Annotated in this window: 24 protein-coding genes, 1 tRNA gene and 1 other RNA gene; 14 read left to right on the forward strand and 12 right to left on the reverse strand. The window is 66.9% G+C overall.

Features of this window, described 5'->3' with window-relative positions; translation table 11 throughout:
* Window positions 1-35 precede the first annotated feature (35 nt).
* A complete protein-coding gene (locus AC4D14_RS11915; RefSeq protein ID WP_490902540.1) occupies window positions 36-812 on the reverse strand; it encodes an SDR family NAD(P)-dependent oxidoreductase in 777 nt (258 codons plus the stop codon).
* Window positions 813-944: 132 nt separating this feature from the next.
* Here AC4D14_RS11915 and AC4D14_RS11920 point away from each other — a divergent pair, with 132 nt between their 5' ends.
* The 4 genes from AC4D14_RS11920 (at window position 945) to AC4D14_RS11935 (ending at window position 6,010) form a co-directional block, all read left to right on the forward strand.
* Window positions 945-2,039 (forward strand): glycoside hydrolase family 76 protein, encoded by a 1,095-nt coding sequence (locus AC4D14_RS11920; RefSeq protein ID WP_490902542.1) that lies wholly within the window; start codon window positions 945-947, stop codon window positions 2,037-2,039.
* Between the two features lie 193 nt (window positions 2,040-2,232).
* Window positions 2,233-3,303 carry an iron ABC transporter substrate-binding protein gene (locus AC4D14_RS11925; protein ID WP_490902543.1) on the forward strand — a complete coding sequence of 357 codons (1,071 nt, stop codon included), beginning with the start codon at window positions 2,233-2,235 and terminating at the stop codon, window positions 3,301-3,303.
* Between the two features lie 45 nt (window positions 3,304-3,348).
* A complete protein-coding gene (locus tag AC4D14_RS11930; protein WP_490902545.1) occupies window positions 3,349-4,896 on the forward strand; it encodes an ABC transporter permease in 1,548 nt (515 codons plus the stop codon).
* A 16-nt stretch (window positions 4,897-4,912) separates the two neighbouring features.
* On the forward strand, window positions 4,913-6,010 hold the full coding sequence (locus AC4D14_RS11935) for an ABC transporter ATP-binding protein (protein WP_490902547.1): 1,098 nt from the start codon (window positions 4,913-4,915) through the stop codon (window positions 6,008-6,010).
* Window positions 6,011-6,028: 18 nt separating this feature from the next.
* Here AC4D14_RS11935 and AC4D14_RS11940 read toward each other — a convergent pair whose 3' ends face one another.
* Window positions 6,029-6,625, reverse strand: a complete 597-nt coding sequence (locus AC4D14_RS11940) for a YdeI/OmpD-associated family protein (protein WP_490902551.1) — start codon at window positions 6,623-6,625, stop codon at window positions 6,029-6,031.
* 161 nt (window positions 6,626-6,786) lie between these two features.
* On the opposite strand from AC4D14_RS11940, the gene AC4D14_RS11945 reads away from it, so the two are divergent.
* The 4 genes from AC4D14_RS11945 to AC4D14_RS11960 all read left to right on the forward strand — a co-directional run bounded on the left by AC4D14_RS11945 (window position 6,787) and on the right by AC4D14_RS11960 (window position 10,165).
* Window positions 6,787-7,326, forward strand: a complete 540-nt coding sequence (locus AC4D14_RS11945) for an NUDIX hydrolase family protein (RefSeq protein WP_490902555.1) — start codon at window positions 6,787-6,789, stop codon at window positions 7,324-7,326.
* A 120-nt stretch (window positions 7,327-7,446) separates the two neighbouring features.
* Window positions 7,447-8,280, forward strand: a complete 834-nt coding sequence (locus tag AC4D14_RS11950; protein ID WP_490902558.1) for a DUF6707 family protein — start codon at window positions 7,447-7,449, stop codon at window positions 8,278-8,280.
* A gap of 94 nt (window positions 8,281-8,374) precedes the next feature.
* A complete protein-coding gene (tgt, locus tag AC4D14_RS11955) occupies window positions 8,375-9,637 on the forward strand; it encodes a tRNA guanosine(34) transglycosylase Tgt (protein WP_490902560.1) in 1,263 nt (420 codons plus the stop codon).
* 195 nt (window positions 9,638-9,832) lie between these two features.
* A complete protein-coding gene (locus AC4D14_RS11960) occupies window positions 9,833-10,165 on the forward strand; it encodes a hypothetical protein (RefSeq protein ID WP_490902564.1) in 333 nt (110 codons plus the stop codon).
* A 31-nt stretch (window positions 10,166-10,196) separates the two neighbouring features.
* On the opposite strand, the gene AC4D14_RS11965 is transcribed toward AC4D14_RS11960, so the two are convergent.
* From AC4D14_RS11965 to AC4D14_RS12000, 8 genes are all read right to left on the reverse strand, one after another.
* Entirely contained in the window at window positions 10,197-10,898 is a 702-nt protein-coding gene (locus AC4D14_RS11965) for a LytR C-terminal domain-containing protein (RefSeq protein WP_490902567.1), read from the reverse strand.
* Window positions 10,891-11,190: a type II toxin-antitoxin system VapB family antitoxin gene (locus tag AC4D14_RS11970; protein ID WP_490902569.1), complete on the reverse strand. Its 300-nt coding sequence runs from the start codon at window positions 11,188-11,190 to the stop codon at window positions 10,891-10,893. The genes AC4D14_RS11965 and AC4D14_RS11970 overlap by 8 nt, the downstream gene beginning before the upstream one ends.
* A gap of 97 nt (window positions 11,191-11,287) precedes the next feature.
* Complete coding sequence (rbsD, locus tag AC4D14_RS11975) at window positions 11,288-11,671, reverse strand: D-ribose pyranase (protein ID WP_490902571.1); 384 nt, start codon at window positions 11,669-11,671, stop codon at window positions 11,288-11,290.
* A complete protein-coding gene (locus AC4D14_RS11980) occupies window positions 11,668-12,618 on the reverse strand; it encodes a ribokinase (protein WP_490902574.1) in 951 nt (316 codons plus the stop codon). The genes rbsD and AC4D14_RS11980 overlap by 4 nt, the downstream gene beginning before the upstream one ends.
* Entirely contained in the window at window positions 12,615-13,556 is a 942-nt protein-coding gene (locus tag AC4D14_RS11985) for a substrate-binding domain-containing protein (protein WP_490902576.1), read from the reverse strand. The genes AC4D14_RS11980 and AC4D14_RS11985 overlap by 4 nt, the downstream gene beginning before the upstream one ends.
* A gap of 42 nt (window positions 13,557-13,598) precedes the next feature.
* The gene (locus AC4D14_RS11990; RefSeq protein ID WP_490902578.1) at window positions 13,599-14,576 is read right to left on the reverse strand and encodes an ABC transporter permease; all 978 of its coding nucleotides are present in this window, start codon (window positions 14,574-14,576) and stop codon (window positions 13,599-13,601) included.
* Window positions 14,573-16,105, reverse strand: coding sequence for a sugar ABC transporter ATP-binding protein (locus AC4D14_RS11995; protein WP_490902579.1), 1,533 nt, complete (start codon window positions 16,103-16,105; stop codon window positions 14,573-14,575). The genes AC4D14_RS11990 and AC4D14_RS11995 overlap by 4 nt, the downstream gene beginning before the upstream one ends.
* Entirely contained in the window at window positions 16,102-17,115 is a 1,014-nt protein-coding gene (locus AC4D14_RS12000) for a LacI family DNA-binding transcriptional regulator (RefSeq protein WP_490902581.1), read from the reverse strand. The genes AC4D14_RS11995 and AC4D14_RS12000 overlap by 4 nt, the downstream gene beginning before the upstream one ends.
* Window positions 17,116-17,225: 110 nt before the next feature.
* Here AC4D14_RS12000 and AC4D14_RS12005 point away from each other — a divergent pair, with 110 nt between their 5' ends.
* Window positions 17,226-18,095 (forward strand): Cof-type HAD-IIB family hydrolase, encoded by an 870-nt coding sequence (locus AC4D14_RS12005; RefSeq protein WP_490902583.1) that lies wholly within the window; start codon window positions 17,226-17,228, stop codon window positions 18,093-18,095.
* Between the two features lie 4 nt (window positions 18,096-18,099).
* Here the strand turns inward: AC4D14_RS12005 and AC4D14_RS12010 are convergent, their stop codons facing one another.
* Window positions 18,100-18,624, reverse strand: a complete 525-nt coding sequence (locus AC4D14_RS12010; protein WP_490902585.1) for a glutathione peroxidase — start codon at window positions 18,622-18,624, stop codon at window positions 18,100-18,102.
* Between the two features lie 135 nt (window positions 18,625-18,759).
* On the opposite strand from AC4D14_RS12010, the gene AC4D14_RS12015 reads away from it, so the two are divergent.
* Window positions 18,760-19,677, forward strand: a complete 918-nt coding sequence (locus tag AC4D14_RS12015; RefSeq protein ID WP_490902587.1) for an oxygenase MpaB family protein — start codon at window positions 18,760-18,762, stop codon at window positions 19,675-19,677.
* Window positions 19,678-19,718: 41 nt separating this feature from the next.
* Here the strand turns inward: AC4D14_RS12015 and AC4D14_RS12020 are convergent.
* Window positions 19,719-19,803 (reverse strand) — tRNA-Ser (locus AC4D14_RS12020).
* Window positions 19,804-20,340: 537 nt separating this feature from the next.
* Between AC4D14_RS12020 and AC4D14_RS12025 the strand changes: the two genes are divergently transcribed.
* The 4 genes from AC4D14_RS12025 (at window position 20,341) to AC4D14_RS12040 (ending at window position 26,832) form a co-directional block, all read left to right on the forward strand.
* Window positions 20,341-21,831, forward strand: a complete 1,491-nt coding sequence (locus AC4D14_RS12025) for an HNH endonuclease signature motif containing protein (protein ID WP_490902589.1) — start codon at window positions 20,341-20,343, stop codon at window positions 21,829-21,831.
* A gap of 437 nt (window positions 21,832-22,268) precedes the next feature.
* Window positions 22,269-22,364, forward strand: an RNA gene (gene ffs / locus AC4D14_RS12030) — signal recognition particle sRNA small type.
* A gap of 37 nt (window positions 22,365-22,401) precedes the next feature.
* On the forward strand, window positions 22,402-23,376 hold the full coding sequence (gluQRS, locus tag AC4D14_RS12035) for a tRNA glutamyl-Q(34) synthetase GluQRS (protein WP_490902590.1): 975 nt from the start codon (window positions 22,402-22,404) through the stop codon (window positions 23,374-23,376).
* 9 nt (window positions 23,377-23,385) lie between these two features.
* Entirely contained in the window at window positions 23,386-26,832 is a 3,447-nt protein-coding gene (locus tag AC4D14_RS12040) for a DNA polymerase III subunit gamma and tau (RefSeq protein ID WP_490902593.1), read from the forward strand.
* The last annotated feature ends 14 nt before the right edge of the window (window positions 26,833-26,846 follow it).

Below are 26,846 nucleotides of genomic sequence, written 5' to 3' on the forward strand. Positions count from 1 at the left end.
TCCTTTCGTTGGAGGAGCGGGGTGGTGCGGTGTTGCTATTTCGGGGCCATCCGGATGGCCCCGTCGAGCCTTATCGTTTCGCCGTTGAGCATCTGGTTCGCGATGATCGATGAAACGAGGGCGGCGTATTCGGAGGGCTTGCCGAGGCGCGACGGGTGCGGGACCTGGCGGCCCAGCGAATCCTGGGCCTCCTGGGGCAGCCCCGCCATCATCGGGGTTTCGAAAATGCCTGGCGCAATCGTGACAACCCGGATGAGGTGCCGGGCAAGTTCGCGGGCCAGCGGGAGAGTCATTGCTGCAACACCGCCCTTCGAGGCCGCGTAGGCGGGCTGGCCGATCTGCCCATCGAACGCCGCCACGGAGGCGGTGTTAACGATCACTCCGCGCTCCGGGGATTCCCCGGGCCCTGAGACGGGCTCCGACGCCGCCATCGCCTCGGCCGCGAGCCGGACGACGTTGAAAGTGCCGATCAGGTTGACGCTGATGACGCGCGTGAACTGCTCAAGGGGAAGCACCCCGTCGCGGCCCAGCACCTTTCCCGGGGTTGCGACTCCCGCGCAGTTGACGACGACGCGCAGTGGCGCCAGCTCAGCGGCGGCAGTGACGGCGGCGAGCACCTGGTCCGGATCGACGACGTCCGCCGCCACGAAGCGGGCGCGGGATCCGAGGCGAGCCGCGGCGTCGTCCCCGGCCGAGCCGGGGAGGTCGACAAGCACGACGTTCGCGCCGTCGGCGAGGAGCCGTTCAGCCGTCGCCAGGCCCAGCCCCGAGGCTCCGCCGGTGACCAGCGCTGTCGAGTTCGCGAGATTCATGAAGGGCCCCCTGGAGAATATGCAACCTGCCAGCATCAGCGTACTGTGGCGCACCCCACACCGCACTCGCCGTGCCCTCGACTGTGCACTCTGCTCAGTCGGACGGCTCGCGCCGTTGGTTAGGGTGGATTTATGCTCACCCCGCGGGAGACCTCCGGTCCGGATCCGCTCGCCGCACGCGCCCAGGCTGCGGCCGAGAGCGTCGAGGCCCTCTTCGCCCGGCGGTTCTGGCTGCCCGGCTCGCGCCTGGGGCGGGTCGCCGCACCGGGGATCGGGGGCAGGTCGCCGTGGCACTACTGGTGGCAGGCACACTATCTCGATCACCTGATCGACGTGCACCTGCGCCTGGGGAAGCAGGGAAGCCCGGAGGCCGCGGCGGCCCTGTCCCGGGCGGGCGCGCTCGCCCGCGGCATCTGGGCCCGCAACGGACTGCGGTGGACCAACTCCTACTTCGACGACATGGCCTGGCTCGCCCTGGCCCTCCAGCGCCTCGACGCTGCCGCCGCGGCAGCGGGAAGGCGGCGCAGCCACCGGCGCGGGCTCACGGCGCTCGGTTCGGCGCTCCGCTCGGCAGCCACCGATGACTTCGGAGGGGGCGTGTTCTGGAATGTCAAGCGCGATTTCAAGAACACCCCGGCCACCGCGCCGACCGCGCTCTACTTCGTCAGGGCCGGCGATCCCGCCCGGGCCGAGCAACTGCTCCAGTGGCTGCGTTCCCGCCTGTGGGACAGCGGCTCGGGCCTTTACCTCGACGGGCTTCGGAACGGCCCTGCCGGTGAAAAGGTGGTGCGGACGCTCTACACCTACAACCAGGGCCCAACGCTCGGAGCGCTTGTGGAGGTGGGCGGCGCCGCGCATCTGGAACAGGCCGCGTCGCTCATCGAGGCGGTTGCCGAAGGGCTCACCACACCGGAAGGGGCGCTGCGCGCGCACGGGTCCGGGGACGGAGGGCTGTTCACCGGGATCCTTGCCCGCTACCTTGCCGATGCCGCACTGGCGCCCGGTCTGGCCCCCGGGGCGGCGCGTACTGCCCGCCGGCTCATCACGGCGACTGCGGATTCCCTGTGGGAAGGACGGGCTGAGGCCCGGCACCAGACCAACGGGGCTTCCGCGCTCATCTTTCCGGCGCACCCCGGGGAATCCGCGGAACTGCCGGTCGACCTCTCGACCCAGCTGCAGGCCGGCATGGTGTTCGAGGCGGCGACAAGGCTGCCCGGAAGCCGCTGAAGCAGCGGCCCGCGGCAATTACGTCACAGCAATGTGACCAAAAGGCTGTGAAATGTGACACGTTACTCGCAGAATGGGAATAGGTTAGGACATGCTTACCTATGTGCACGGCGGGGTTCACCGCCGGCACGCGCACCCGTCCTGCCGGCCCAGCTCTGAGGCTGTCGACCGGCGTTCTTTTTGAAAGGCTCAAATGAATCTCCGTTTCCGGCAGGCCCAGCCAGCCGCCCTTACCGCCGCACTCCTCCTTGCGCTTACCGCCTGCGGTTCAAGCGGCTCGGCCGAGCCCGCCGCCCAGGGCACCAGTGCTCCCGCCAGCCAGGCCGCAGAGGTTGAAGGCGAGATCACCGTCTACAACGCCCAGCACGAGACGATGACCCAGGCCTGGGTCGACGAGTTCACCGAAAAGACCGGCGTGAAGGTGACCCTGCGCCAGGGCAAAGACTCAGAGATGAGCAACCAGATTCTGCAGGAGGGCGAGAAGTCGCCCGCCGACGTCTTCATCACCGAGAACTCCCCCGCGATGACGCAGGTTGAGAACGCCGGACTGTTCGCCGACATCTCCGACGAGGTCAAGCAGAACGTGCCCGACGAGTACCGCCCGTCGACGGACAAGTGGACCGGCGTCGCTGCCCGTTCAACCCTGTTCGTCTACAACCCCGACAAGGTTTCGGAGGCCGAACTTCCCAAATCGATCATGGACCTCTCCGATCCCGAGTGGGCCGGACGCTGGGGTGCCGCGGCCGGTGGCGCCGACTTCCAGGCCATCGTTTCGGCGATGCTTGAGCTCGAGGGCGAAGAGGCAACGGCGGACTGGCTCGCCGCAATGAAGGACGGCGCCAAGATCTACCCGAAGAACGGCGCCGCAATGAAGGCAGTCAACGCCGGTGAAGTCGATGCGGCAGTGATCTACCACTACTACTACACCGCCGACCAGGCCGACACCGGCGAAAACTCGAGCGACCTCGAGCCCTACTACTTCAAGGGCTCCGACCCGGGCGCCTTCGTCTCGGTGTCGGGTGCGGGAGTGCTCGAGTCCTCCGACAACAAGGCAGCAGCCGACGCCTTCCTCGAATTCATCACGAGCAAGGAAGGCCAGGAGACCCTCAGCACGGGCGAGGACTTCGAATACCCGGTCAGCGCCGATGTGACACCGCGCGAAGGCCTGGTTCCGCTCGAAGAGCTCGAAGCCCCGGTCGTCGATCCCGCCAAGCTGAACGGCGAGAAGGTTGCGGAACTGATGACCGCAGCCGGGCTTCTCTAAACAGCAGGAAGGCACGACCGGCCCTTCATGGCCAATAATTCCGGAATGCACCGAACGGCGGGCGGGAGCAGACGCTCCCGTCCGCCGTTCGGCGTGGCGGCGGCCGCCATCCTCGTCACCCTGGGCACCCTGATTCCCCTCGGATTCGTGCTCACCATCACCGTCGCAACCGGGTGGGACACCGCCGTCGAGCTGATCGTGCGCCCGCGGGTCGCCGAACTGCTGTTCAACACCATTGCCCTGGTCCTGCTCACCGTCCCGCTGTGCATCGTGCTGGGCGTCGCTGCGGCATGGCTCGTTGAACGAACCGACCTGCCCGCCGCCCGCCCGCTCGCACTCCTGCTTGCCGCGCCGCTTGCAGTGCCGGCCTTCGTGAACAGCTATGCCTGGGCGAGCACCATCCCCTCGCTGTCGGGCATCAGCGGTGGAGTCCTGATCTCGGTGCTCAGCTACTACCCGCTCGTCTACATTCCCGTGGCCGCAGTCCTGCGGCGGCTGGATCCCGGCCTGGAGCAGTCGGCCGCCTCACTGGGCATCGGCCCGTGGCGGGTGTTCCTGCGGGTGGTCCTCCCCCAGCTCCGCCTCGCCGTCGGCGGGGGTTCCCTGCTTGTGGGGCTCCACCTGCTCGCCGAATACGGCGCCTACTCGATGATCCGCTTCGACACTTTCACGACGGCGATCCTCCAGCAGTTCGAGTCGACCTTCAACAGCGCGGCTGCGAACATGCTCGCCAGCGTGCTTGTGGTTCTCTGCCTCCTGCTGTTGCTCGCCGAGACCCGTGCCCGGGGATCGGCCCGGTACGCGCGGATCGGCCCCGGGGTCGCTTCAGCGCCGGGGATCCGGACACTGGGCAGGTGGCGGGGCGGTTCGCTGGTGTTCGTGCTGGCGTTGACGCTGCTTGCCCTGGGCGTGCCCCTGTGGAACGTCACACGGTGGCTTGTCGCCGGCGGCAGCGAGGTATGGCAGGCAGCCGACCTCCTCACCGCCCTGCTGCAGACCCTCGCCTATGGGCTCACTGGGGCGGTCGTCACAGTTGCGGCGGCGTTCCCCATCGCCTGGCTCGCGGTGCGCCACCCGGGCAGGTTCACGCGCTTCCTTGAGAGCAGCAACTACATCGCCAGTGCCATGCCGGGCATCGTCGTCGCGCTCGCCTTCGTGACGGTGACGATCAACATCGCCTTCCCGTTCTACCAGACCACGCCCGTCGTCATTGCCGCCTACGTCCTGCTGTTCCTGCCCCGCGCCCTTGTCAGCCTTCGCGCGGGCCTGGCTCAGGCGCCGCGCGAGCTGGAGGAGGCGGCCCAGGCGCTGGGCACCGCGCCGCTGATGTCGTTCATCAAGGTCACGCTCCGGCTGGTCGCCCCCGCCGCGGCGGGGGGAGCGGCCCTTGTCTTCCTCGCCGCCTCAACCGAGCTGACCGCCACGCTGGTTCTGGCGCCGTCGGGCGTCACAACCCTCGCCACCCGCTTCTGGGCGCTGAGTTCGGAAATCGACTATGCAGGAGCCGCGCCCTATGCCCTGCTGCTGATCCTGCTTTCCCTCCCCACGACGTATCTGCTGTACCGGCAGTCCCAGAAGGCGGCAGGCCAATGAGCGCAGAAGGACAAGCATGACCACGAACCCGCTGATCCCCGCAGTAAACCACCTTGAGCTGCTGAACGTTCGAAAGTCCTTCGGCGCCACCGAAGTGCTGCGCGGACTCACCCTGTCGGTGCAGAAAGGCATCACGACGGCGATCGTTGGGCCCTCCGGCTCGGGGAAGACCACCCTCCTGCGCATCATCGCCGGGTTCGAGGCGCCCGACGCCGGCACCGTAAGTTTCGAGGGCTCGTTCGTCGCGGGCTCCGGGCGCCCGGTGCCCGCGCATAAGCGCAATATCGGCTATGTTGCCCAGGACGGCGCCCTGTTCCCGCACCTGTCGGTCGGTGAAAACGTTGCGTTCGGGCTTGAGCGGAAGGCACTGGGCCGTGCCGCGGCACGCAGCCGTGTGGGCGAACTCCTCGGCATGGTTTCCCTCGATGCCGACTACGCGGACCGCCGCCCCGACGAGCTTTCCGGCGGGCAGCAGCAGCGGGTCGCCCTCGCGCGGGCGCTCGCCCGCGGGCCGTCGCTGATGCTGCTCGATGAACCGTTCTCGGCCCTCGACGCGGGGCTGCGGGTTGCGACGCGCAAGACCGTGGCGAAGACGCTTGCGGCAACCGGTGTCACAACGATCCTGGTCACCCACGACCAGTCCGAAGCGCTTTCCTTTGCCGACCAGGTGGCCGTGATGCGCAGCGGCGTCCTGGCCCAGGTCGGCAATCCGTTCGTCGTCTACACCCGCCCGGCGGACCGCGCGACGGCGGAGTTCCTCGGCGACGCCGTACTCCTCGAGGCACACCTCCAGGGTTCCCTCGCGATGTGCGCGCTCGGCGGGATCCCTGTGCGCCGGCCGACCTGCCAGGGCCGCGTGCAGCTGATGCTGCGGCCGGAGCAGATCCGCATCGCCGAAGACGGCAACATCCGCGGAACCGTCCTGGAGACAGATTTTTTCGGCCCGGAGGTCACCGTGCGGATTCGGCTCGAAGGCACGATCGACAGCGACGGGTCGGTTGTCGAAGGGCAGACAGTCACGATCCGTCACTGGAACGCGATGTTGGCACGGGTCGGAACGGAGCTCCGGCTGCGGGTGGTGGGCGAGGGCGTCGCCTTCCCCCTCGACACGTAGCCAGGTCCAAATCGGGTCCTAGCCGCGGGGCCGGTCCTTCTGGGGATAGGGCGTCTCCCCGCGTTCAAGCATCGCCACGAAACGCTCGACGGCGCGGCTGCGCCCGGCCGGAGTCTTGAGCTGGGCCAGGCGAAAGATCAGGGCGTAGCGGTTCTGGGAGGACAACCCCTCGAAGGCCGCCTGCGCGAGCGGGTTCGCGGCAACGGCGGCGGCAAGGTCTTCGGGGACCTCCGCCGTTGCCGGTCCCGCATACGCGCGCTCCCACCGGCCGTCGGCCTGTGCCGCACGCACTGCGGCAAGCCCCGCCTCGTGCATCCGGCCTTCGGCGGTAAGCCGCTCGATGTAGGTGCGGTTCCGCACTGACCAGATGCTCCGCGGGGTGCGCGGGGTGAAGCGTTGAAGGTAGCTTTCGGCGTCCTTGGACTTCCGCTGCCCGTCGATCCAGCCGAAGCACAGCACCTCGTCGAGCGCCTGGGCGTAGGTCAGGGTGGTCACCGATCCGCCCTTGCGGTGCAGCACCAGCCACACGCCGGGCGAGGCGCTGTGGTTCGCCTCAAGCCAGGCGCGCCAGTGCACCGCATCGGGAAGGATCAACTCCGGCAACTCGGTGGCCATTGCCCCACTGTAGGCGTGCGCGGGGGTGCCCGCCAGAGGCGGAATGACGGGGCCGCAGCACCGCTCCGGCCGGCCGACGGCGGCGGGCAGGGGATTCAGCCGTTGGCCGAAGCACGCCTTCCGGCTGTCGCTGCACACCGTCTCTGCTATAAAACTTGTCTATGAATGTGCGCACTCCTGACCCCAATCCGGGCTGGCTCTCCGAGGACGATCTGTACGAGGCCCGCCGCCGTCTGCCAATGGTCTACGTGGAGGCGATCCCCGTCCGGTGCGACGCGCTCGGGTACGTCAACGAGGTCGGGCTCCTGCTCCAGGCCAACGAGCAGGGCGAGATGGTGCGCACCTTCGTATCCGGGCGGGTGATGTACCGCGAGACGATCCGCGCGGCACTGCTGCGCCACCTTGAGAAGGACCTTGGGCCCCTTGCACTGCCCCAGCTGCCGCCGTCGGTCCTTCCGTTCACGATCGCCGAGTACTTCCCCTCCCCTTCGGAGACAGGGCTGACCGACGACCGCCAGCATGCCGTCGCCATGGCCTACCTGGTGCCGGTGACCGGCCGCTGCGACCCCCGCCAGGATGCGCTTGAGCTGTCCTGGCTGACTCCCGCGGAGGCGCTGAGCCCCTCGATCCAGGCCGAGCTCTCCGGCGGTCGCGCCGACCTCCTCCGCCAGGCCCTCGCCCATGCAGGGTGGGGCCGCTAGGCAAGTGAAGCACCGCCGTTACCGTATCTTTATGTAGGCGCAGGTTGAGAGGAATGACTTGTGCCTACGCGGGGGCAGCGGAGGCGAGGTACGTAAAAAGTGGAAGACGAAGGCAGGAAAATGGAGCTCCGGCCCGTGGCCGCCAATGCCGTCATTGCAGGTCAGAACATCGCACTGCCCGACGGCGCGTCGTCAGCCGTCGTTGAAGGCACCGAGATCGAGGCCGACGACTTCGGGGTTCCCGCCGTCGTCGTCGCCCGGCTCGCAGGGGGCGGAACGCTCAGGATGGCAAGCGGGTCGGTGGTCTACATCGAAGCGGATGGAGCCGCTCCCGCCTCCCCAGCCGTCGCGGCCGACGACGGCTCGCCGGAGGAGCTTGTGGCGGAGGTCGCCGCGCTTCACCCGGGTGACGAACGCGTTGCCGAGCTCGCCGAACGGCTCTCCCGCGGCATCAACTTCAAGGCCGGGAGCAATCTTCAGGACCTCCACGACCTCGCGCTGACCCTCTTCGTTGACCGCGGCGACCAGGAGAGCGCGCTTCGCACAGCCGACCTCCTCACCGTGCTGGAGTTCGATGGAAACTTCGGGCGGTGGAAGTGGGTTGAGAGCGCCCTTGCCATCGCGGCTTTCATCACGCGCGACGATGAAGCCCGCTCCAGCCGGTACTCCGCCGCCCTGCGCGTTGCCGACGATGCCGAAACCGATCCGCTGCGGGTCAAGCTCGCGGCGAAGGTCCGGCAGCGGCGGCTGAACAACCCGGAGCTCTACGATCCGGAGATCGTGCGCGCGGCCGCTGCGGGGAACCGCACCGCCGAGAAGGACTGGCGCGTGCTGCGCCTGGGCGTCCTGCTCTACCTGCGCGCACACGGCGGCTCCGAAACCCTCAGCCGCGAGGTCCTCGAGCGCCGGATCCTCAACGAGCTGAGCGCCGTCGCAGCACTCGCCGGCCGCTGAGCCCCACCCGGAGGCCCGGCGCGGCCGCTGCCGGGCCATGGCTCCGGATGAGGCAGTGGCGGGAAGGACCTGCTGTTGCTGGCAAAATGGACAAGTGCATCCACAGTCCCAGCAGTCGTCATTCTCGTTCACCGTCGGTACCCGGCTCGAGGAAACGGCTCCTCCGGGACACGGTGATCGGCCCCGGCACGGCCGCACCGGGGTCATCTCCACACCGCACGGCGACATCCAGACGCCGGCGTTCATTCCCGTGGGAACCAAGGCAACGGTCAAGGCGGTGCTGCCGGAGTCGATGAACGAGGCCGGCGCGCAGGCGCTGCTGGCCAATGCCTACCACCTCTACCTTCAGCCCGGCGCGGACATCCTCGACGAAGCCGGCGGGCTTGGCCGGTTCATGAACTGGCCCGGGCCCACCTTCACCGACTCGGGGGGCTTCCAGGTGATGAGCCTTGGTTCCGGGTTCAAGAAGGTCATCAACATGGACGTACCGGTGGATTCCGAGGCCGCAGGCGCCGATGACCGGGTGGCCGCCGGAAAGGAGCGCCTCGCCGCAATCGACGACGACGGAGTCTGGTTCAAGTCCCACCTCAACGGCGACCGGCACCGGTTCACCCCGGAAATCTCGATGCAGGTGCAGCACCAGCTGGGAGCGGACGTCATGTTTGCCTTCGATGAGCTCACCACGCTGATGAATTCCCGCGGCTACCAGGAGGAATCCCTCGAACGGACGAGGCTGTGGGCTGAGCGCTGCGTCGCCGAGCACGAACGCCTCACCGTTGAACGCAGCCACCGCCCCTACCAGGCGCTGTTCGGAGTGATCCAGGGTGCGCAGTACGAAGACCTGCGCCGAAAGGCCTCGCGTGACCTGGGCGGCATGAACTTCGACGGTTTCGGCATCGGCGGGGCGCTCGAGAAGGAAAACCTCGGCACGATCCTCGGCTGGTGCAGCGATGAGCTTCCCGAAGACAAGCCCCGCCACCTGCTTGGCATTTCGGAGCCCGATGACCTGTTCACGGCGATCGAGAACGGGGCTGACACCTTCGACTGCGTCTCCCCCACGCGCGTTGCCCGCAATTCGGCGTTCTACACCCCGGACGGCCGGTGGAACCTTTCAAACTCCCGCTTCAAGCGCGACTTCACCCCCCTGGTCGAGGGTTGCGACTGCTACACCTGCCTGAATTACACGCGCGCCTACATCCACCACCTGTTCAAGGCGAAGGAGATGGTTTCGGCAACCCTCATCTCAATCCACAACGAGCGCTTCGTCATCCGCATGGTCGACGACGCCCGGGGTGCTATTGCTGACGGAACGTTCTACGACCTGAAGGACGAGGTTCTCGGGCGCTACTACGCGTAATTCCCACAGTCGCACGGCCCGGCGCAACTGTAGCCTTGATGAAAGACTTCGCGAGCGGGGGGGGCGTCAGTGTCTGTGCCGGACGAGGAGGGCCTCAATCACGGCCAGGTTGATCCTTCAGACCGTCCCGGGAGCGGACCGAACCCAAGGGTCACCTTCGGGCCTGGTGCCGTCCTCATAGGCTTTTGCGTCGCTATGGCCGTGCTGGCCGCCGGAATGGCCCTCACCTGGGCGCTGGGCGGATCGAGGTTTGTCAGCATCTTCGCCCTGTCGCTGATGTACGGTCTTCCCGTTGCCGCGGTAACGGGTCTGCCGGTCGCCATTCTGCTCGGCCTGGCGCTCCGTCGGGTCGCCAGCCAGTCGGCCCATGTGCTGGCATTCTTTCTCGTGTTCACAGTGCTTGTTTTTCTTGCCCTCACCCTGATCTATCCGCCGGTGACCGCCCAGACCCTTCCCTTCGCGACCTTTGTTGGCGCAGCGGCCGCGGTGGGCAGGGCCAGCATCTGGAAGCTGGCACGGGTGGGCTGAGGGACACGGTCGGGGTGCGCGGCGCTTCCGGTCAGGGGGCGTCAGGCGTTGCCCCGGGTGACGCCTCCTGCACCGCCTCCTGGGTCTGCGCCCCGAGGCAGGCGAGGCCCGCGGGCTTCTTGTCGACGGCGTCCGCCGCGGCGACGGCCTTGAAAGCCTTCCCGAGGACGACGTCGACGGTCCTGTCGGCCCGATCGTCGGAAACGTAGAGGGACCCGGGAATGGTGCGCTGCACGGTGAAGGCGTTGGCCGCGCCGTCGGCGCCCGAGACGATGATCGCTGTTGCCTCGTTTCCGCTGACGCTGCGGTTCCCGATTTCCGCGACGACAAATGCGCGCTTGCGCAATTGTTCCGCGGCCCCGCCTGCGAGCCCCTCGATGTCTGTGCTGTTGTAGACGTTCACGGTCACCGCGCTGGGATCCTGGAACTCGAAGGGCCCCTGCGGGCAGGTCTCGGTTGGTTCAGGGCTCGACTCGAGTGCCGCGATCCGGATCTCCCCGCGGTTGATGCCCACCGCAACGATCACGGCGGCGGTGAGGAGCCCAACGAGCAGCAGCAGCACGACGCCGTGGATGATCCGCTTGGTATACAAGCGGGGGGCTGGGTTTTCCTCGTCGTCGCTTGAAAAGACCGCCCCGAGGTCCGTTTCAGTGACGATCCGCTGCCCGTGCCACTCAATGGGGTCCCGCTTCGCGAGCGCCCGGGCACGGCGGCTCGAGGGCTCATCAGCCATCGATCACCAAGACTCGGGCGTGGAGGATGGTGCGCTGGTGCAGGGCGGTCCGCACCGCACGGTGGAGCCCGTCCTCGAGGTAGAGGGTCTCCTGCCACTGGACGACATGCGGAAAAAGATCTCCGAAGAAGGTTGAGTCTTCGGCGAGGAGTGCTTCGAGGTCGAGGGTTGTCTTGGTGGTGACGAGTTCGTCGAGTCGGACCTGCCGCGGAGGCACTTCTGCCCAGTCTCTCGGGGTCACATGTCCATGGTCCGGATACGGGCGGCCATCACTTACAGCTTTAAAGATCACTGATACAGCCTAGGTAAAACAATCGCTCAAGGGAATATAAGCCCCGGCGAGCCCGTATCCGTGGCCAAAGAGTTACCCCCGGCCACGGATACGCACCCTAGAAGTTGACGCCACTCTCGAGGATCACGTTGGCGTACGGTGTCGCCTCCCCAGTGCGGATCACCAGCCGGGCCGAGGGAAGCAGGGCCTTGAGTTCCTCATGGGTGATGGCACGGGGTGTGAGCCCCTCGCTGTTCACCCACGCCTCCACCTCGCTGTCCCGGGCTTCGGCGGCGATGATGCTGCCCTCGACGACGATCTCCGCCAGCACCTCCCTCAGCACGTCCGTGAACCGGGGAATCCCCCGGACCAGGGTGAGGTCGACGGTCCGCACCGTCTCGGGGATGGGCAGGCCGATGTCGGCGATGACCACGAGGTGCCCGTGGCCCAGACCCGCAATGGCGGAACTGAGTGTTGGGTTGAGGATGCCGCCGCGTTTCACTTGAGGTCCCCTTCGCCTTCGATGTTCCCTTCGCCGCCGGGGAGCACTTCACCGAGGGCCGGGTACGAGGGCTGGGCGCCCTCGGACCGGACAGCGTACGCGCCAACCCGCACGGCAAATTCGACGCCGGAGCTCAGGCTGTCGCCGGCAGCGAGCCTGGCAGCGAGCGCCCCAACAAAGGCGTCGCCGGCCCCGGTGGTGTCGACCGCCGAGACCTTCGGGGCCGGGAAGGCCTCAACGGCGCCGTCGGAGGCGACAAGGGCACCCTCGGCACCGAGGGTGAGCACAACTGAGGCAAAGCCTGCCGCGGAAAGCCCTTCGATGATGCCGCGGTGGTCAGCGGCGGAAGGGAGGTCCCGGACACCAAGCCGTTCGAGCACCAGGACGCCCTCATGCTCATTGACCACCAGCGGATCGGCCGCCAGCAGCGCGGAGCGTTCGAGGTCGATCACCGGCGCGAGGTTGATCACCACGCGGCCCGTCGATTGCCGAACAGCTTCGGCGATGGAGCCTGCGGGAATTTCACCCTGGAGGACCACAACCGCAGCCTCGGAGATCAGGGCCCGATTGGAGCGCACGACGTCGCCTGTCACCTCGGCGTTTGCGCCGGGGATCACGACGATCGAGTTTTCACCGGACCCGGATACCTGGACGACCGCCACGCCCGTGCCGGCTTCCGCCGCGTGGAGGGCGAGCTTGACCCCCGCGGAACGCAGCCCGGAAAGGGCTGCGTCCGCGTAGGCGTCCTTGCCGACGGCGCCGACCAGAGTGACCGGCGCCCCCAGGCGGGCGGCCGCTACGGCCTGGTTGGCGCCCTTGCCACCGGGCAGGACGGTCATTGACCGTCCCAACACTGTTTCACCCGGTTGCGGATGGCGTTCCAGCGTCACGACGAGGTCCGCGTTGATCGACCCTACGACGACAATGCCCGGTGGTTTGGTGCTCATTCGGTGAATTCTCCTACGTTTTCCTCGTTGACGGTGGTCACGGGGACGGGAACCATTGATTCGACGGATTCGTCCTTGAGCAGCTGCGCGAGGACCTCGACCGAGCGCTTTCCGAGCTCGGAGGGCTGCTGGGCGATTGTGGCGGTCAGGGTGCCCGCCTCGATCGCAGCAAGCCCTTCTTCAGTGCCGTCGAAGCCAACGACGCTGACCTCGCTGCCGGCCCGCTCGCCGAGCGCCTGGATGGCTCCGAGCGCCATCTCATCGTTCTCGGCGAAGATCCCCGTGACACCCGGATTGGACTGCAGCAGGTTGGTTGCCACGTTGAGTGCCTCAGCACGGTCGAAGTTGGCGGTCTGCCGTGCGACGACTTCGATGTCGGGGTAGGCCTCGAGTCCTTCGGTGAACCCTGCCCCGCGGTCGCGGCTGGCGGAGGTGCCGGCAACGCCCTGCAGCACGATCACCTTTCCCTTTTCGCCCATCGCCCGGGCCAGTTCGTCGGCGGCCTGCCTGCCACCGGCCACATTGTCGCTTGAAACAAGCGACTGGACCTCTGCGCCGTTGACGGTGCGGTCCACAGCAACGACAGGCGTGTCGTTCGAGACAAGCGGTGCCACCGACGCCGCAGCGGCGTCCGAGTCGACCGGGTTGATGATGACGCCGTCGGTGCCGCTCGTGGACGCGGTGGCGAGCTGGTTGGTCTGGGTCGCTGAATCGTTCTGCGCGTCAACGACATCGAGGGTGATTCCGGCGTCGTCGGCCGCGGCCTGGGCACCGTCTCGCAGTTCGACGAAGAACGGGTTGTTCAGCGTCGAGATGGCCAGGGTTACGCTGTCGCCGCCGGCCGCCGTGTCGTCGCCGCCGCGGTTGCATGCGGCAACACCGATCAGGAGTGCGGCCGACGCGGTCAGCGCCACTGTCTTGGTTGGGGAGAACTTCATTGTTTTTTCCTTTTTCTAAATGGGACTACTGAGAGGAAAGTTCTAGTGCTGCGCGGTCTTGCGGCGCAGTGAGTCAACACCGACGGCGAGCGCGATGACGACGCCGATCACCACCTGCTGCCAGAAGGATGAGACGTTGAGCAGGTTGAGTCCGTTGCGGATGACCACGAGCACGAGCGCACCGATCAGGGTTCCGCTGATCCGTCCGACGCCGCCGGCGAGGGAGGCGCCTCCAATGACGACGGCGGCAATGGCGTCGAGTTCATAACCCACTGCTGCCTGCGGCTGGGCCGAGTCGAGGCGGCCCGACAGCAGCAGGCCCGCGAGCCCCGCGAAGAGGCCGGAGAGCGCGAAGACGGTGATGAGGACCCGGCGTACCGGGATGCCGGAGAGCCGTGCAGCCTCGGTGTTGCCGCCTACCGCGTACATGTAGCGGCCCATGACGGTGAAGTTGAGGATCAGGGCGGCGACGGTTCCCGCGAGGACGAGCACCACGATGGGCATCGGCACCGGTCCGAGCATGCTGCCGAGGAAGGAAACCTCGGGAGCGGTGGGTATGGGCCGGCCACCGGAGAGGACGAGGGTGAGGCCGCGTGCCACGCTGAGCATCGCCAGGGTGGCAATGAAGGACGGAAGCCTTCCGAAGCTCACTGCAAGCCCGCTCACCGCGCCGCTGAGGGTGCCGAAGAGCAGACCTCCACCGAGTGCGAGCCAGCCGGGCAGGTCGGCCTGCGAAAAGAGCCAGGCCGAGCCCATCGCCGAAAGTGCCGCAACCGATCCGACGGACAGGTCGATTCCGGCCGCCACGATCACGAAGGTGAGCCCGAAGGCGAGCACCGCGATCACTGAGGCTTGGATTCCGACGTTGAGGAGGTTTGGACCGGTGAGGAAGTCCGGGGTGGCAATGAAGAGCGCGAGGCTGAGGACCACCAGGCCCACGAGTGCTCCGTTGCCGGCGAGGAACGTCATGAACGTCTCCCGTCCGCGCCCCTGGGGGACAGCTACAGCTACCTTGTTCATGATTCGTCCTTCATCTGCTTGTCTTCGTTTTCACGCTTTACATCGCGGACGGCCAGTGACATCACTGAGTCCTGCGTTGCGGTTTCGGCTGGCAGTTGGCCGGAGACGTGGCCGCCGCTCATGACGACGATCCTGTCGGCCATGCCGAGCACTTCGGGAAGTTCGCTTGAGACCATCACGACGGCCCCGCCGGCCGCGGTGATGGCATTGATCAGTTCGTAGATTTCGACCTTCGCTCCGACGTCGACCCCGCGGGTCGGTTCATCGAGGAGCAGCACGGTCGAGCCGGCGACGATCCACCGGGCGAACACGGTCTTCTGTTGGTTGCCTCCGGAGAGGGACCCGACCGCCTGGTCGAGGCTGGCCATGCGGATCCTCAGCTTGTCCGCCACCTCCTGGGCCCGTTTCCGCTGCCCGGCGAAGTCGACGATTCCCGCCCGCGCCGTGGCCGCGAGCGTCGCATAGCCGATGTTCTCGTTGACGGCAGCCCCCAGCACGAGGCCCTGGACCTTCCGGTCCTCGGGTACATGGCCAATGCCCGCGCGGATAGCCGCGCCGACGTTGAGCGGCGGGAGGGTCTTGCCCCGGACCGAAATCGTTCCTGAGGTGTACGGGTCGATTCCGGCGATGGCCCGGATCACCTCGGTGCGGCCCGCTCCGACGAGCCCTGCGAGCGCGACGACCTCACCGGCGTTCACCGAGAAGGAGACGTCGTTGACCATGCCCTTCGTTGAGAGGCCGGTGACCTCGAGGAGGGTTTCGGCAGGACCGTTGTACTCCCTGCGGCGCGGGAACTGCTGGTCGATGTCGCGCCCCACCATGAGGCGCACCAACTCATCCTCGTCAGTTGTCGCTGGAACCTCGGCGATGAACTTGCCGTCGCGCAGGACTGACACCGAATCGCCGATAGCGGCAATCTCGTCGAGGTGGTGGCTGATGAAGACCATCCCGACGCCGCGTGCCCGCAGGTCCTCCACAACGGAGAACAGCGAAGCGATCTCCCGCTTGGTCAAGGCCGCAGTGGGCTCGTCAAGGATGAGCATGCGGGCGTCGAGGCTCAGGGCCTTGGCAATCTCCACGAGCTGCTGGTGTGCAATACCCAGCTCCCCCACGTGCCGGTCGACGTCGAGGTCGAGCCCGATCAAGGCGAGCGCGGCTCGGGCGTCGTCCTTCATCTTTCGCTTGTCCACCAGGCCATAGCGGCGGGGCATGCGTCCCAGCGAGATGTTCTCGGCGATGCTCATCGACCCCACCAGGTTGAGTTCCTGATGGATGGTGGCGATTCCGTGGTTTTCCGAGGCCTTGGTGTCGGGAAGCTGGACCTCGGCGCCGTCAATGAGGATCCTGCCGCGGTCCGGCTGGTGCACTCCTGCCATCATCTTGATCAGCGTGGACTTGCCTGCGCCGTTTTCGCCCAGGAGGACCTGCACCTTGCCGGGCAGGACGTTGACACTGACGCCGTCGATCACCGTGACGGGGCCGAAGGCCTTGGACACGTTGTCCAGCGTAAGGATGGGACTGCCGTTCATGATTTCCGTACTTTCTCAAGTTCAGGGGTGGAGCCGCGGACGATCAGGCGGCCGGGAACGATGCGGGAGCCTGGGGTTTCGCCCCCGATGACTCCTGTCAGCATTTCGACAGCCAGCCGTCCCATCGCATCGACGTCGTGGGCGATGACGGTGAGGGCCGGATTGATGAGCGTGAACGCCTCGATGTCGTCGTGGGCGACGAAAGCGAGGTCGGTGCCGATGACGGTCCCGCGCTCGTTGCACACCCCGATCGCCCCGATGCTCATCAGGCTGTCCGCGGCGAGCAGGGCCGTCGGCGGATCCGCGAGGTCGAGGAGGGTACGTGCGCCTTCGGCTCCACTGGCGGCCTGGAAGTCACCGAGGAAGATGAGTTCGGCGTCGTCGTCCGCCCCCGTGGCGGCCAGCGCTTCCTTGTAGGAGCGCAGGCGCTCGCGGCCGGTGGAGGTTGACTGCGGGCCGGCGATGTAGCCGATGCGGCGGTGTCCCCGGGAGGTGAGGTGCTTCACGGCTTCGTGGATGCCCGTCGAATTGTCGGGACTGACGCATGGGACGTCGAAGTCGTCGAGCACCCGGTCAACGAAGACAACGGGAACCCCACTGCGCAGCAGTTGGTCGAGGTTGCCGCCATCGCCCTGTGGCGCCGCGATGACGCCGTCAACCCGCTGGGACAGCATGACGTCGATGTACTGGTCCTGCTGCTCAACGCTCTCGTTGGCATTGCCGAACAGCGTCATGTACCCGAAGTCGCGTGCCCTCTGCTCCACTGCGTGGGCCAGGTCGGCGAAGAAAGGATTACGGACGTCCGGCAGGAGGAGGCCGATTGTCTGGGTGCGGGTCTTGCGGAGTGACCGCGCCTGCGCATTCGGACGGAAGCCGAGCCGTCCGGCTGCGGCCTCGACGGCCTGGCGTGCCTCGGGCGAAGTGGCCGGGTGGCCTGAGAGGACGCGCGACGCCGTGGCTTTTGAAACACCTGCGGCTTCCGCCACATCCTTGATTGTAACCTGCTTCACGGCTTCCTCTCCATTGTGGAATCGGTTCCATGGAATCGATTCCAAGAGTATGCACCTTAAGCTTTTCCGTGTCAAGTGGGTGCCGGGCCGCTGTCGGCCCATAATGGAACATGCCCTTTTCCGAAGCCCGCATGGGCCTGCTCCTCGACGTCGACGGCCCCATCGCGAGTCCCGTCACCCGCACCGTTCCGCCGGGAATCATCGGTGACCTCATCACCTTGGCTGACGCCGGCTGGCCAATTATCTTCAACACCGGCCGCTCCGACGACTTCATCCGCAAGCAGGTCATGGAGCCGATGCTTGCCGCCGGGATCCCCGCTGGAGTCGAGTTTCACGCCGTCTGCGAGAAGGGTGCGGTGTGGTTCAGTTTCAGCGCCGCGGGTGCTGGCGAAGTGCAGATCGACGAGGAGCTTGCGCTCCCGTCGAGCTTCGCCGACGACGTCCGCGACCTCGTTCTCGAGAAGTATCCCCACCTGATGTTCTTCGATGAGACAAAGCGCGCAATGGTTTCGGTCGAGCAGTCCCTTGAGGTGGAGAGCAGCGATTACCTGGCGGGCCAGAAGGAGTTCGACGCCGACGCACTCGACATCCTGCACAGCCACGACATGGGAGCGCAGCGGCTGGGCTTCGAGGAGCCGGACAGCAGCGGGGGCATCGCCTACCGCGTCGATCCGACGATCATCTCAACCGACATCGAGTCGATCCGGGTCGGGAAGGATCTTGGTGCCGAACGGGCGCTGCAACTGATCATTCCGCAGGAGGCGATCCCGTCGGTCTGGCGGACTGTGGGCGATTCGCGCACCGATTACGCGATGGCCGATTACCTCCACCAGGCCGGGTACGACGTCGCCCATGTTGATGTGCGTCCCGCGGACGGCATCCCCGAGAAGCCCTACCCCGTGCTGACGGAGTCCGGTCTTGTCCATGAGGAGGCCGGGGCCGCCTTCCTCGCGCGCTGCGTGGCTTCCCTGCAGGGATAGAGCCTCAGGCCGCGGTGCGGCGCAGGACGGATTCGATTGCGGTGCGGACTTCGGCGGAATCGGGCTCAACCGTCGGAGCGAAACGGGCGACGACGGCTCCCTCGCCGCTGATCAGGAACTTCTCAAAGTTCCATTTCACCAGCCCGGGGAACACCCCCCGGCTCCGGAACTCGGTCAGGCGGGCGTAGAGGGGATGCTGGTTCCTCCCCCGCACCCGCGCCTTCTTCGTCAGGGGGAACGTCACGCCGAAGTTCCTTGTGCAGAACGAGGAGATGTCTTCATCGGTGCCGGGCTCCTGGTTGAGGAACTGGTTGCATGGGACACCTAGCACCACCAATCCCTGCCCCTGGTAGTCCTGGTAGAGCCGCTCGAGGCCGGCGTACTGAGGCGTGAACCCGCACTGCGAGGCGACGTTGACCACGAGTACGGTTCTGCCCCTGAAATCACCGAAGGACTTCTGCGTGCCGTCGTTCATTGTCAGGTCGATGTTGTAGAGGTCTTCGGCGTACGTGAGGTCTCCCTGAGGCATTGCTGCTCCTTCATTGCGGTCCCGATGGTGCTACTTCGTTGCCGACGTCACCTCGGATGGGAAGGGAACTCACTCTCCTTCGTCTTCGTGGAGAGGGGGAATGGGGTTTGATCGTTTCCGCGGGAGGCCAACGTCGTGATGAGCCTGGTTTCAGCTTGGCGCACCCAGTTGCGCACAACGTTCACCGCCGGTGATCCGGCGGTCCCACAATGGCAGCTTGACCTTGAGGACGGCGAGGACGCCGGCTATTTCCTGCCGGACTCCGCGGTGTGGGCAGTCCATGGTTCAATGACGCCCCTGGTCGCAGGGATCCGCGCGCTCCTCCTTCAGACACTGCACCCGGGCGCAATGGCCGGCGTGCACGACCACTCCTCCTTCCGGGAGGACCCGCTCGGCAGGCTCGCAAACACCATCCGGTGGATCTTCACGGTCACCTACGGCTCAACCGGCACGGCGCAGGAGGGCTCGGCATTCGTACAACGCCTTCACCGGCGGGTGCGTGGCAGCTACGTGGACAGCCACGGGGTTGTCAGGGAGTATTCGGCCGCCGACCCCGACCTTGTGCGCTGGGTCCATTTGGCGTTCACCGACGCATTCCTCGCCGCACATGAGGCCTACGGCCCGCCCATCCCCGGCGGGGGCGACCGGTATGTCGCCGAGTGGGCCAAGGCCGGCGAACTGATGGGCGTGGAATCACCGCCCCGCTCGGAGCGCGAACTTGCCGAACAGCTGTCCGCCTTCGACGCCGAACTGACCAACAGCAGCCAGGTGCAGGAAGCGTTGCGGTACATCAAGCGCCCTCCCCTGCCGGCTTCCCAGCGGCTGGGCTACCGCGTGCTGTTCGCGGCGGCTGTGGCAACCCTTGAACCGCGCCACCGGGAGTTGCTGGGGCTGCGGGTGCCGTCCCTCGGTCCAATACCGCTGCCCGTTGATGCGGCGACCCGGCTCGTGCTGAGGGTCGTGAGGCTGGGCTTGGGCTCGGAGGGGCCGAGTGAGGCTGCCGCGCGGCGTCGCATCGCCCGGGTTTACTCCACCGGGCCGCGGAGGGCATGAAAAAGCCCCGGCTGTTCCCGGCCGGGGCTTTGTTCGTTGTGCGGAGGATGGGGGATTTGAACCCCCGAGGGCGTTAACCCAACACGCGTTCCAGGCGTGCGCCATAGGCCGCTAGGCGAATCCTCCTACTTTGGAGCAGATACCAGAATACCCAAACAACACTGAACTGCCGAATCGTCGCCGTCTGGGCCGCGCTGGCGGGCCAATTTTCGTCGGTCTCTAGGGCTCGTTCTGCCGGGAGTGTCCTGACGGGTTGCCAAATACCCACACAACTCTGAACTGCCGGATCGCCGCTGTCTGGCCCGCTCTGGCAGGTCCATTTTCGTCGGCATGTCGGGCCCGTACGGGACGGTAAGTGCAGGCCTGTCATGTCGCCCAGTCGTGCGGCCCAGTCGTGCGGCCCCGTCCTGCCGTGCGGGCCTGTTTGTGCCGACATATCGTACGGGGCCCGCCCTATCGGCCTGTCCCGCCAGCCCGTCTTGTCGAGCCTGTTTTGTCAGTGGAGGGTGATGGACTGTACCTATGGTCAACCGATCAGCGGAAACCACGGCTCCGGACGCTTTCGGCGCTGGGTACTGGTTGCCCGCGGCGGCCTTCGGTACAGGAAACGGGTCACCAGCCGCTGCCCCGGGCGCCGGGTGCGGAGCATCCAATTCCGCTTCCATGCGCAGACCGCCTAACGCGGCCTCCGATACCGTGCACGGTTCGACTCATTCAGCCCCCAGCGCCGAACACGCAGCGCCCGAATCCGTCTCGGGATACCAAGCCCCGAACTTCATTCCTTATGGCGGGTATGAAACGCCAGATTCGCTCTTCGAAAACGAACTGTGGGCGCTCCTCGGCCATGAACCACTCTGGCTCGCACAGTCGCTCGTCGCCCTTGATGACGAGATGATCGCCGGGCTCGGACCGGACGACGCCCTCAGCGCGCTCGACCAGGCTGCCCGGCTTGAGCGGTGGCTATCGGCGATGAAAGCCCGGATCGTGCACAGGGTCGGTGCCGCCATGTCGGAAGCCGCCTCATCACCCAACGAGCGCCTGACGGCGTCGATGAATGCCGTCAGCGAGACGGCGTGTGTCCTTAAGGTGCCAGAAGGAACCGCGGGTTTCCTGCTCAATGAGTCAGCCGCGCTTGTCGAGGACTTCCCGGCCTCACTTGAGGCGCTTGCCTCCGGAAACATCCACTACCAGCACGCACAGGTGATCGTTCGGGAGGGCACAGGAATCCCGGAGGAGGCCCGCAGCAGCTATGAGATGTCTTTGCTCGAAGCGGCACCGGAGCTTACTCGCCCGCAGCTCGCGGTTCGGGCCCGGCGCCTCCGGGAGAAAACCCACCCCGACGCCCATGCCGAACGCCGGGCCAAGGCCGAAACAGAACGGGCCGTCTGGTTGGAGCCTGCTGCCGACGGCATGGCTTACCTAGGCGCCAGGCTGAAGGCGGAGCACGCGGTAGCGATGTTCGACCGCCTCACGCAGATCGCCCGGGCGGCCCAGTGCCCGGCGGAGGAGCGCACCTTGGCTCAGCTGCGGGCCGATGCATTGACCGCCCTGGTGATCGAGGACAGCGATTCGGTAAACGGCCCCTGCTTCGACGGCCGCGGGCGGTTTCGCGGCATCCGGCCCCAGGTGCTTGTGACCGTTCCGGTCCTGTCCCTGCTCGGCTCCAGCGACCAGCCCGCGGAGCTTGAAGGATACGGGCCGATCCCGGCAACCGTTGCGCGTGAACTCGCCGCCGGCGCCCCAAGCCTGATCCGCCTGCTCACCGATCCAATTGATTCGGCGGTGCTCGACGTCGGCCGCCGCCGCTATCGGGTGCCGCGAGACCTCCGGACCTACCTCCGGGTTAGGGACAAGACCTGCAGGTACCCGGGCTGCAACAGCGCGGCTGGAACCGCCGACATCGACCACACCATCGCGTGGGAAGACGGAGGAGGCACCCACCCCGCGAACCTCGCGTGCCTGTGCCCCAAGCATCACCGTATGAAACACGAGGCAGGTTGGTCCGTCGAGCAGTTCCGCGGCGGCGTACTCGCATGGCGATCACCGACCGGAAGGAAGTACGTGACCCGGTCCGAGCCACCGCCCTCGGCAGTACCAGTCCTGCCGAACGGACCGCCGGAGCGCAGAAGCGAGGCCGATCCTCCGCCATTCTGAGGGTGTGGTGGTTCTGAGGGTGTGGTGGTTCTGAGGGTGTGGTGGTTCTGAGGGTGTGGTGGTCCTGGGGTGTGGTGGTCCTGGGGTGTGGTGGTCCTGGGGTGTGGTGGTCCTGGGGTGTGGTGGTCCTGGGGTGTGGTGGTTCTGAGGGTGTGGTGGTTCTGAGGGTGTGGTGGTTCTGACAGCGTGGCGTTCTGAGGTGGGGCTGTTCTGATGACAGCGTTGCTCCAAGCAGTTTTCGCTCTAAGCAGTTGTCGGTCCAAGCATTTGTGCCCGCCGTTCCACACCTCGCTCCGCATTGTTCCACCCATGGTCCTAGAGCGGCGTTCCAGGGCGGCACACAGTCCGAGAGCACCGTTTCGGGACCGGGATTACGAGCCCACAGCGGTCGCCCGATGAGGGCGGAAAACCAACCTCGGAGTTCCTGTAGACTATTTCCCGGCCCCTCATGTGGTGTCATCCTGTGAACTCCCCCAGGACCGGAAGGTAGCAAGGGTAAGCGGGCTCTGGCAGGTGCATGGGGGGTCTTATCTTTAAGCGTCCCGCTTTCCGGGACCGGCGCCCCAGGAGATGCCGATTGCCATCTCTCTGCACGCGGTAAGGAGCGCACCAGTGGATCAGCAGTCAGGAGCCGGGCGGTTCGCCCCAAGCCCATCCGGGGAACTGCACCTCGGAAACCTGCGGACGGCCACGTTGGCCTGGCTCTTCGCCCGAGCCAGCGGACGACGCATCCTGCTCCGCATTGAAGACCTCGATGCGCAACGCGCCGGTGCCGAAGCCGCCCAGCTCCGCGAGCTTGCCGCCGTCGGGCTGACGTGGGATCCACCGGTGGTCCGACAGAGTGAGCGTGGAACCCTGTATGCAGACGCCCTGGCCCGCCTTGAGCAGGCGGACCTGGTGTATGAGTGCTTCTGCACCCGGCGCGACATCGCCGAGGCGCCCTCCGCGCCCCACATTCCTCCGGGCAGCTACCCGGGCACCTGCCGGAACCTGTCCCCGGCCGAGCGAGCACTGCGTAGGGCGCAAAGGCCACCGGCCCTCCGGCTGCGCGCGAACACTGCGGCGTTCACCATCACCGACCTGCTCCACGGGCAATTCACCGGCATGGTTGATGACTTCGTCGTGCGGCGGAACGACGGCGTCCCCGCCTACAACCTTGCGGTGGTGGTCGACGACGCGGCCCAAGGCGTCGATCAGGTGGTGCGCGGTGATGATCTGCTCAGTTCGGCGCCGCGCCAGTCCTACCTTGCCGGGCTGCTTGGGCTGCCCGCTCCGGTCTACGCGCATGTCCCTCTTGCCCTGAATACCGACGGGCGCCGGCTCGCCAAGAGGGACGGCGCGGTAACGCTCGAGGCGCTTGCCGAGGAGCGTGTGACCCCAGCCCAGGTCCGCTCCCTGATCCTCGAATCCCTGAACCTGCCCCGCACCTCCCTCGCCGACGCCTTGCGGGCCTTCGATCCCGCCTCCCTGCCCCGTGAACCATGGACTGTAAGCCCTGCCACCTTCTCCTCCACCGGAATGCGTTCCGTCACCCCCAACCGATAAGGTTCATCTGTGAGTACAGCCCTATACCGTCGGTACCGCCCCGAGACCTTCGCGGACGTGATTGGCCAGGAGCACGTCACCGCTCCGCTGATGGCCGCCATCGAGAAGGGGCGCATCAACCACGCCTACCTGTTCTCAGGACCCCGTGGTTGCGGTAAGACGACGTCTGCTCGCATCCTCGCCCGCTGCCTCAACTGCGCAAAAGGCCCGACGCCCACCCCGTGCGGCGTCTGCGACAGCTGTGTCGAACTCGCGCGGAACGGATCAGGCAGCCTCGACGTCATCGAGATTGACGCCGCAAGCCATGGTGGCGTCGACGATGCACGCGATCTACGGGAACGCGCAACGTTCGCGCCCGTGCGCGACCGCTACAAGATCTTCATCATCGACGAAGCCCACATGGTCACCTCGGCGGGCTTCAACGCCCTGCTGAAGATTGTTGAGGAACCGCCGGAACACATCCTGTTTATCTTCGCCACCACGGAGCCGGACAAGGTGATCGGCACCATCCGGTCCCGGACCCACCATTACCCTTTCCGGCTTGTGCCGCCGGAACCGCTCATTGCCTACCTTGAACTGCTGTGCCGGCAGGAAAACGTGAGTGTCGCCCCCGGCGTGCTGTCGCTCGTGATTCGGGCCGGCGGCGGATCGGTCCGCGACTCCCTGTCCGTGCTCGATCAGTTGATGGCGGGTGCGGGTGAATCGGGGCTCGATTACGAGCTTGCCGTGTCCCTGCTCGGTTACACGCACGCAACGCTGCTCGACGACGTCGTTGACGCTGTTGCTGCGGGCGACGCAGCGACGGTGTTCACCGCCGTCGACCGGGTGATCCAGACAGGACACGATCCCCGGCGCTTCGTGGAGGACCTGCTCGAACGTTTCCGCGACCTGATCGTGGTTCGCGCAGTCCCCGAAGGCGCAGCATCGGTCCTGCGGGGCGTGCCCGAGGACCAGCTGAACCGGATGCGGACGCAGGCAAACCAGTTGGGCGCCGGTGAACTCTCACGTGCCGCCGACGTCACCAACACGGCACTCACCGAGATGACCGGAGCCACCTCCCCTCGGCTGCACCTTGAACTGCTGTGCGCCCGCCTGCTGCTGCCCGCGGCCGATGAGTCCGCCACCGGCACCCTCGCCCGCGTCGATCGGATTGAACGTCGCCTCGAGTACGCCGGAGGCGCAGCGCCAATGACCGCTCCGGCGCAGGGTGAGGCGCCGTCACGGTCCACCGCTACTGCACAAACCGCTCCGGCTCAGACAAATGGTCCCGCACGGGAAGCGACCGGAGATCGGGCATCCAGGCCCGCCGCAGCGCCTTCGGCGGCTCCGGCGCCCTCGGTTCCCGCAACCTCGAGCCCCACTGCGGTTCCAGCTGCAGTGGCTTCCACAACCACCGCACCAGAAGCAGCTGATGCTGGTGCCACAACACGCGAAACTGCGGAGCCTGAAGCTCCAGCGGCACCGACGGCAGCCGAAACACGGCCATCGACGGTTCCACGCTCCGCGGAGCGCGGCGCGCAGGTGCCGGCGCCTTCCCCGGATTGGGGCGGCAGCTGGGGTGCTGACGCCTCGACGCCGGCACAGGACGTCCCTGCATCTGCCCGGCCCGCTGTGGCCGTGCCGCAATCAGCACGGCCCGAGCCCGCCCCCGCCGAGTCTGCCGCGTCCGAGACTGTCCAGCCTGAAACCACGCAAGGCGGGCCTGCCCGGGCTGAATCGGGTACGCCGGAGCGTCCGCAGGGAGTCCAGTCTCCTGCTGCGGCGACAGCGCCGGCCGAACAGGCGTCTGGTGGAGGGTCCGGCCAGGTTGAGATGATCCGCCGTGCTTGGCCGGAAATCATGGAAGAGCTCGCGAAGATCAAGCGCATCACGTGGCTGAACGTCAACGTTGACGCGAAACCGCGCTCCTTCGACGGAAACCAGCTAGTTCTTGCCTTCGCCACACCTGGCAATGCAATTGCTTTCCAACGCGGACCGCACATGGACAACGTTAAACAGGCGATCCACAAGGTCCTTGGACTGACCTGCAACATTGAGGCCATTCTCGATGGGCAGGGTGAGTCGGGCCCAAAAGTACCGGCTAGCCGGCCAACGCCGGCTAGGGCGGCCTCCGATGAGGCATCCGGCCCGCACAACGGCCCCCCTCAGGCAACGCCTGCCGGCACGCCGGGTTCAGCTCCAACACCTCCGGTCCAAGCGCAGGGTGGAAGTCAGTCCGGAGCGGTTGGTGCGCCGGGTCGTGGCCAGGGGCCAGAGGCTGCGCACCGACAGACCTCGACCCAGGCCGTTGCACACCCACAGACGGGCTCGCAGCCGAATGCTCAGTCACAGGCTGGTGCGCAGCCGCACACTGGAGCGCAGACTCCGAACCGGACACCTCCGGCTCGGCCCCAGACGGAAGCCCAGGCATCGCCCATGGCTGCTCCGGTTAGGGTGCCCGAACCGCAGCGATGGGCAACTGATCCAGCACCGTTGAAGGCCGGCCCAGGTGCGACGCCTGCCGCTCCGTCGGCTGGGCAGACAGGGCCCGCAGCAGCGGCGCCCCGGCGCTCGGCGGCTGCAGCGGTTCCGGAAAAGGACACTGCACCGGATCCGATGCCGACACCCGGGTGGACACCAGACGCACCTGACGATGACTCATGGGCCATGGTTGAACCGCCCGAAGATGCGTACGACCCGGGCCCCGGATACAGCGCCGCACCCAGCGGTCCCCCGCATGTGGAAGCCGTCCAGGCTCAGCGAAACGGCTCGACGGCAGCGCCGGCCGTTTCCTCGGCGCGCCCGGCGTCTCCGGCCGGACTCGCGGCGGAAACCGGGGCGGGCGGAAGCGGTTTGACCGCAGGCCCCTCCCCCGTAGGGTCCCGCTCCCCCCAGGCCCAAGCGCCGCAGGGCCGCACCCTGCAGACTGATGCCCCACGGCCCGACGCGGGGTCGGCGGCCCGGACGCCACAGCAGGCAGCGGCACAGACGTCGCCGGGGCAGCAGGGAGCAAGCCCGGCGGCGAGGCAGGTGGCTCCGGGGGCACAGCGTGCAGCGGGGCAGACAGCACCGGCTCAGCAGGCAGCGGCTCAGACGTCTCCGGAGCGGACAACACCGGCGGCACAGCGGACAGCCAATCAGGCGGCACCGGGCCAGACAGCACCGGACCAGGGATCGGCTCAGCAGGCAGCGGCTCAGCAGGCAGCGGCTCAGCAGGCGCCGGGCCAGCCAGCAACCAATGAGCCAGCGCCTTCTAATAAACCCGTCAGCCGCTACCAGCGGCTGCTCGATGAGGCTGCCCGGAAACGGGCAGAGAGCGCCGCAGCGGGCGAGCGCGCCGTAGACTTCAAGTATGTCGAAGACGAACCCAGCGCCGACGATGAAACCATCGAAGAGGCAGGGCTGGTGGGCCGCTCGGCCATCGAACGCATCCTCAACGGCAGGCTGATCGAAGAACGCGGAATCGAAACGCAGTAGCCCGGCGCAGCGCA

This window comes from Arthrobacter sp. TJ-254 (assembly GCF_058269175.1).

Coding starts and splice junctions, on each gene's coding strand:
- AC4D14_RS11915 (WP_490902540.1), bottom strand. CDS start 812: ATGAATCTCGCGAACTCGACAGCGCTGGTCACCGGCGGAGCCTCGGGG.
- AC4D14_RS11920 (WP_490902542.1), top strand. CDS start 945: ATGCTCACCCCGCGGGAGACCTCCGGTCCGGATCCGCTCGCCGCACGC.
- AC4D14_RS11925 (WP_490902543.1), top strand. CDS start 2,233: ATGAATCTCCGTTTCCGGCAGGCCCAGCCAGCCGCCCTTACCGCCGCA.
- AC4D14_RS11930 (WP_490902545.1), top strand. CDS start 3,349: ATGCACCGAACGGCGGGCGGGAGCAGACGCTCCCGTCCGCCGTTCGGC.
- AC4D14_RS11935 (WP_490902547.1), top strand. CDS start 4,913: ATGACCACGAACCCGCTGATCCCCGCAGTAAACCACCTTGAGCTGCTG.
- AC4D14_RS11940 (WP_490902551.1), bottom strand. CDS start 6,625: ATGGCCACCGAGTTGCCGGAGTTGATCCTTCCCGATGCGGTGCACTGG.
- AC4D14_RS11945 (WP_490902555.1), top strand. CDS start 6,787: ATGAATGTGCGCACTCCTGACCCCAATCCGGGCTGGCTCTCCGAGGAC.
- AC4D14_RS11950 (WP_490902558.1), top strand. CDS start 7,447: ATGGAGCTCCGGCCCGTGGCCGCCAATGCCGTCATTGCAGGTCAGAAC.
- AC4D14_RS11960 (WP_490902564.1), top strand. CDS start 9,833: ATGGCCGTGCTGGCCGCCGGAATGGCCCTCACCTGGGCGCTGGGCGGA.
- AC4D14_RS11965 (WP_490902567.1), bottom strand. CDS start 10,898: ATGGCTGATGAGCCCTCGAGCCGCCGTGCCCGGGCGCTCGCGAAGCGG.
- AC4D14_RS11980 (WP_490902574.1), bottom strand. CDS start 12,618: ATGAGCACCAAACCACCGGGCATTGTCGTCGTAGGGTCGATCAACGCG.
- AC4D14_RS11985 (WP_490902576.1), bottom strand. CDS start 13,556: ATGAAGTTCTCCCCAACCAAGACAGTGGCGCTGACCGCGTCGGCCGCA.
- AC4D14_RS11990 (WP_490902578.1), bottom strand. CDS start 14,576: ATGAACAAGGTAGCTGTAGCTGTCCCCCAGGGGCGCGGACGGGAGACG.
- AC4D14_RS11995 (WP_490902579.1), bottom strand. CDS start 16,105: ATGAACGGCAGTCCCATCCTTACGCTGGACAACGTGTCCAAGGCCTTC.
- AC4D14_RS12005 (WP_490902583.1), top strand. CDS start 17,226: ATGCCCTTTTCCGAAGCCCGCATGGGCCTGCTCCTCGACGTCGACGGC.
- AC4D14_RS12010 (WP_490902585.1), bottom strand. CDS start 18,624: ATGCCTCAGGGAGACCTCACGTACGCCGAAGACCTCTACAACATCGAC.
- AC4D14_RS12025 (WP_490902589.1), top strand. CDS start 20,341: ATGCGCAGACCGCCTAACGCGGCCTCCGATACCGTGCACGGTTCGACT.
- gluQRS (WP_490902590.1), top strand. CDS start 22,402: ATGCCGATTGCCATCTCTCTGCACGCGGTAAGGAGCGCACCAGTGGAT.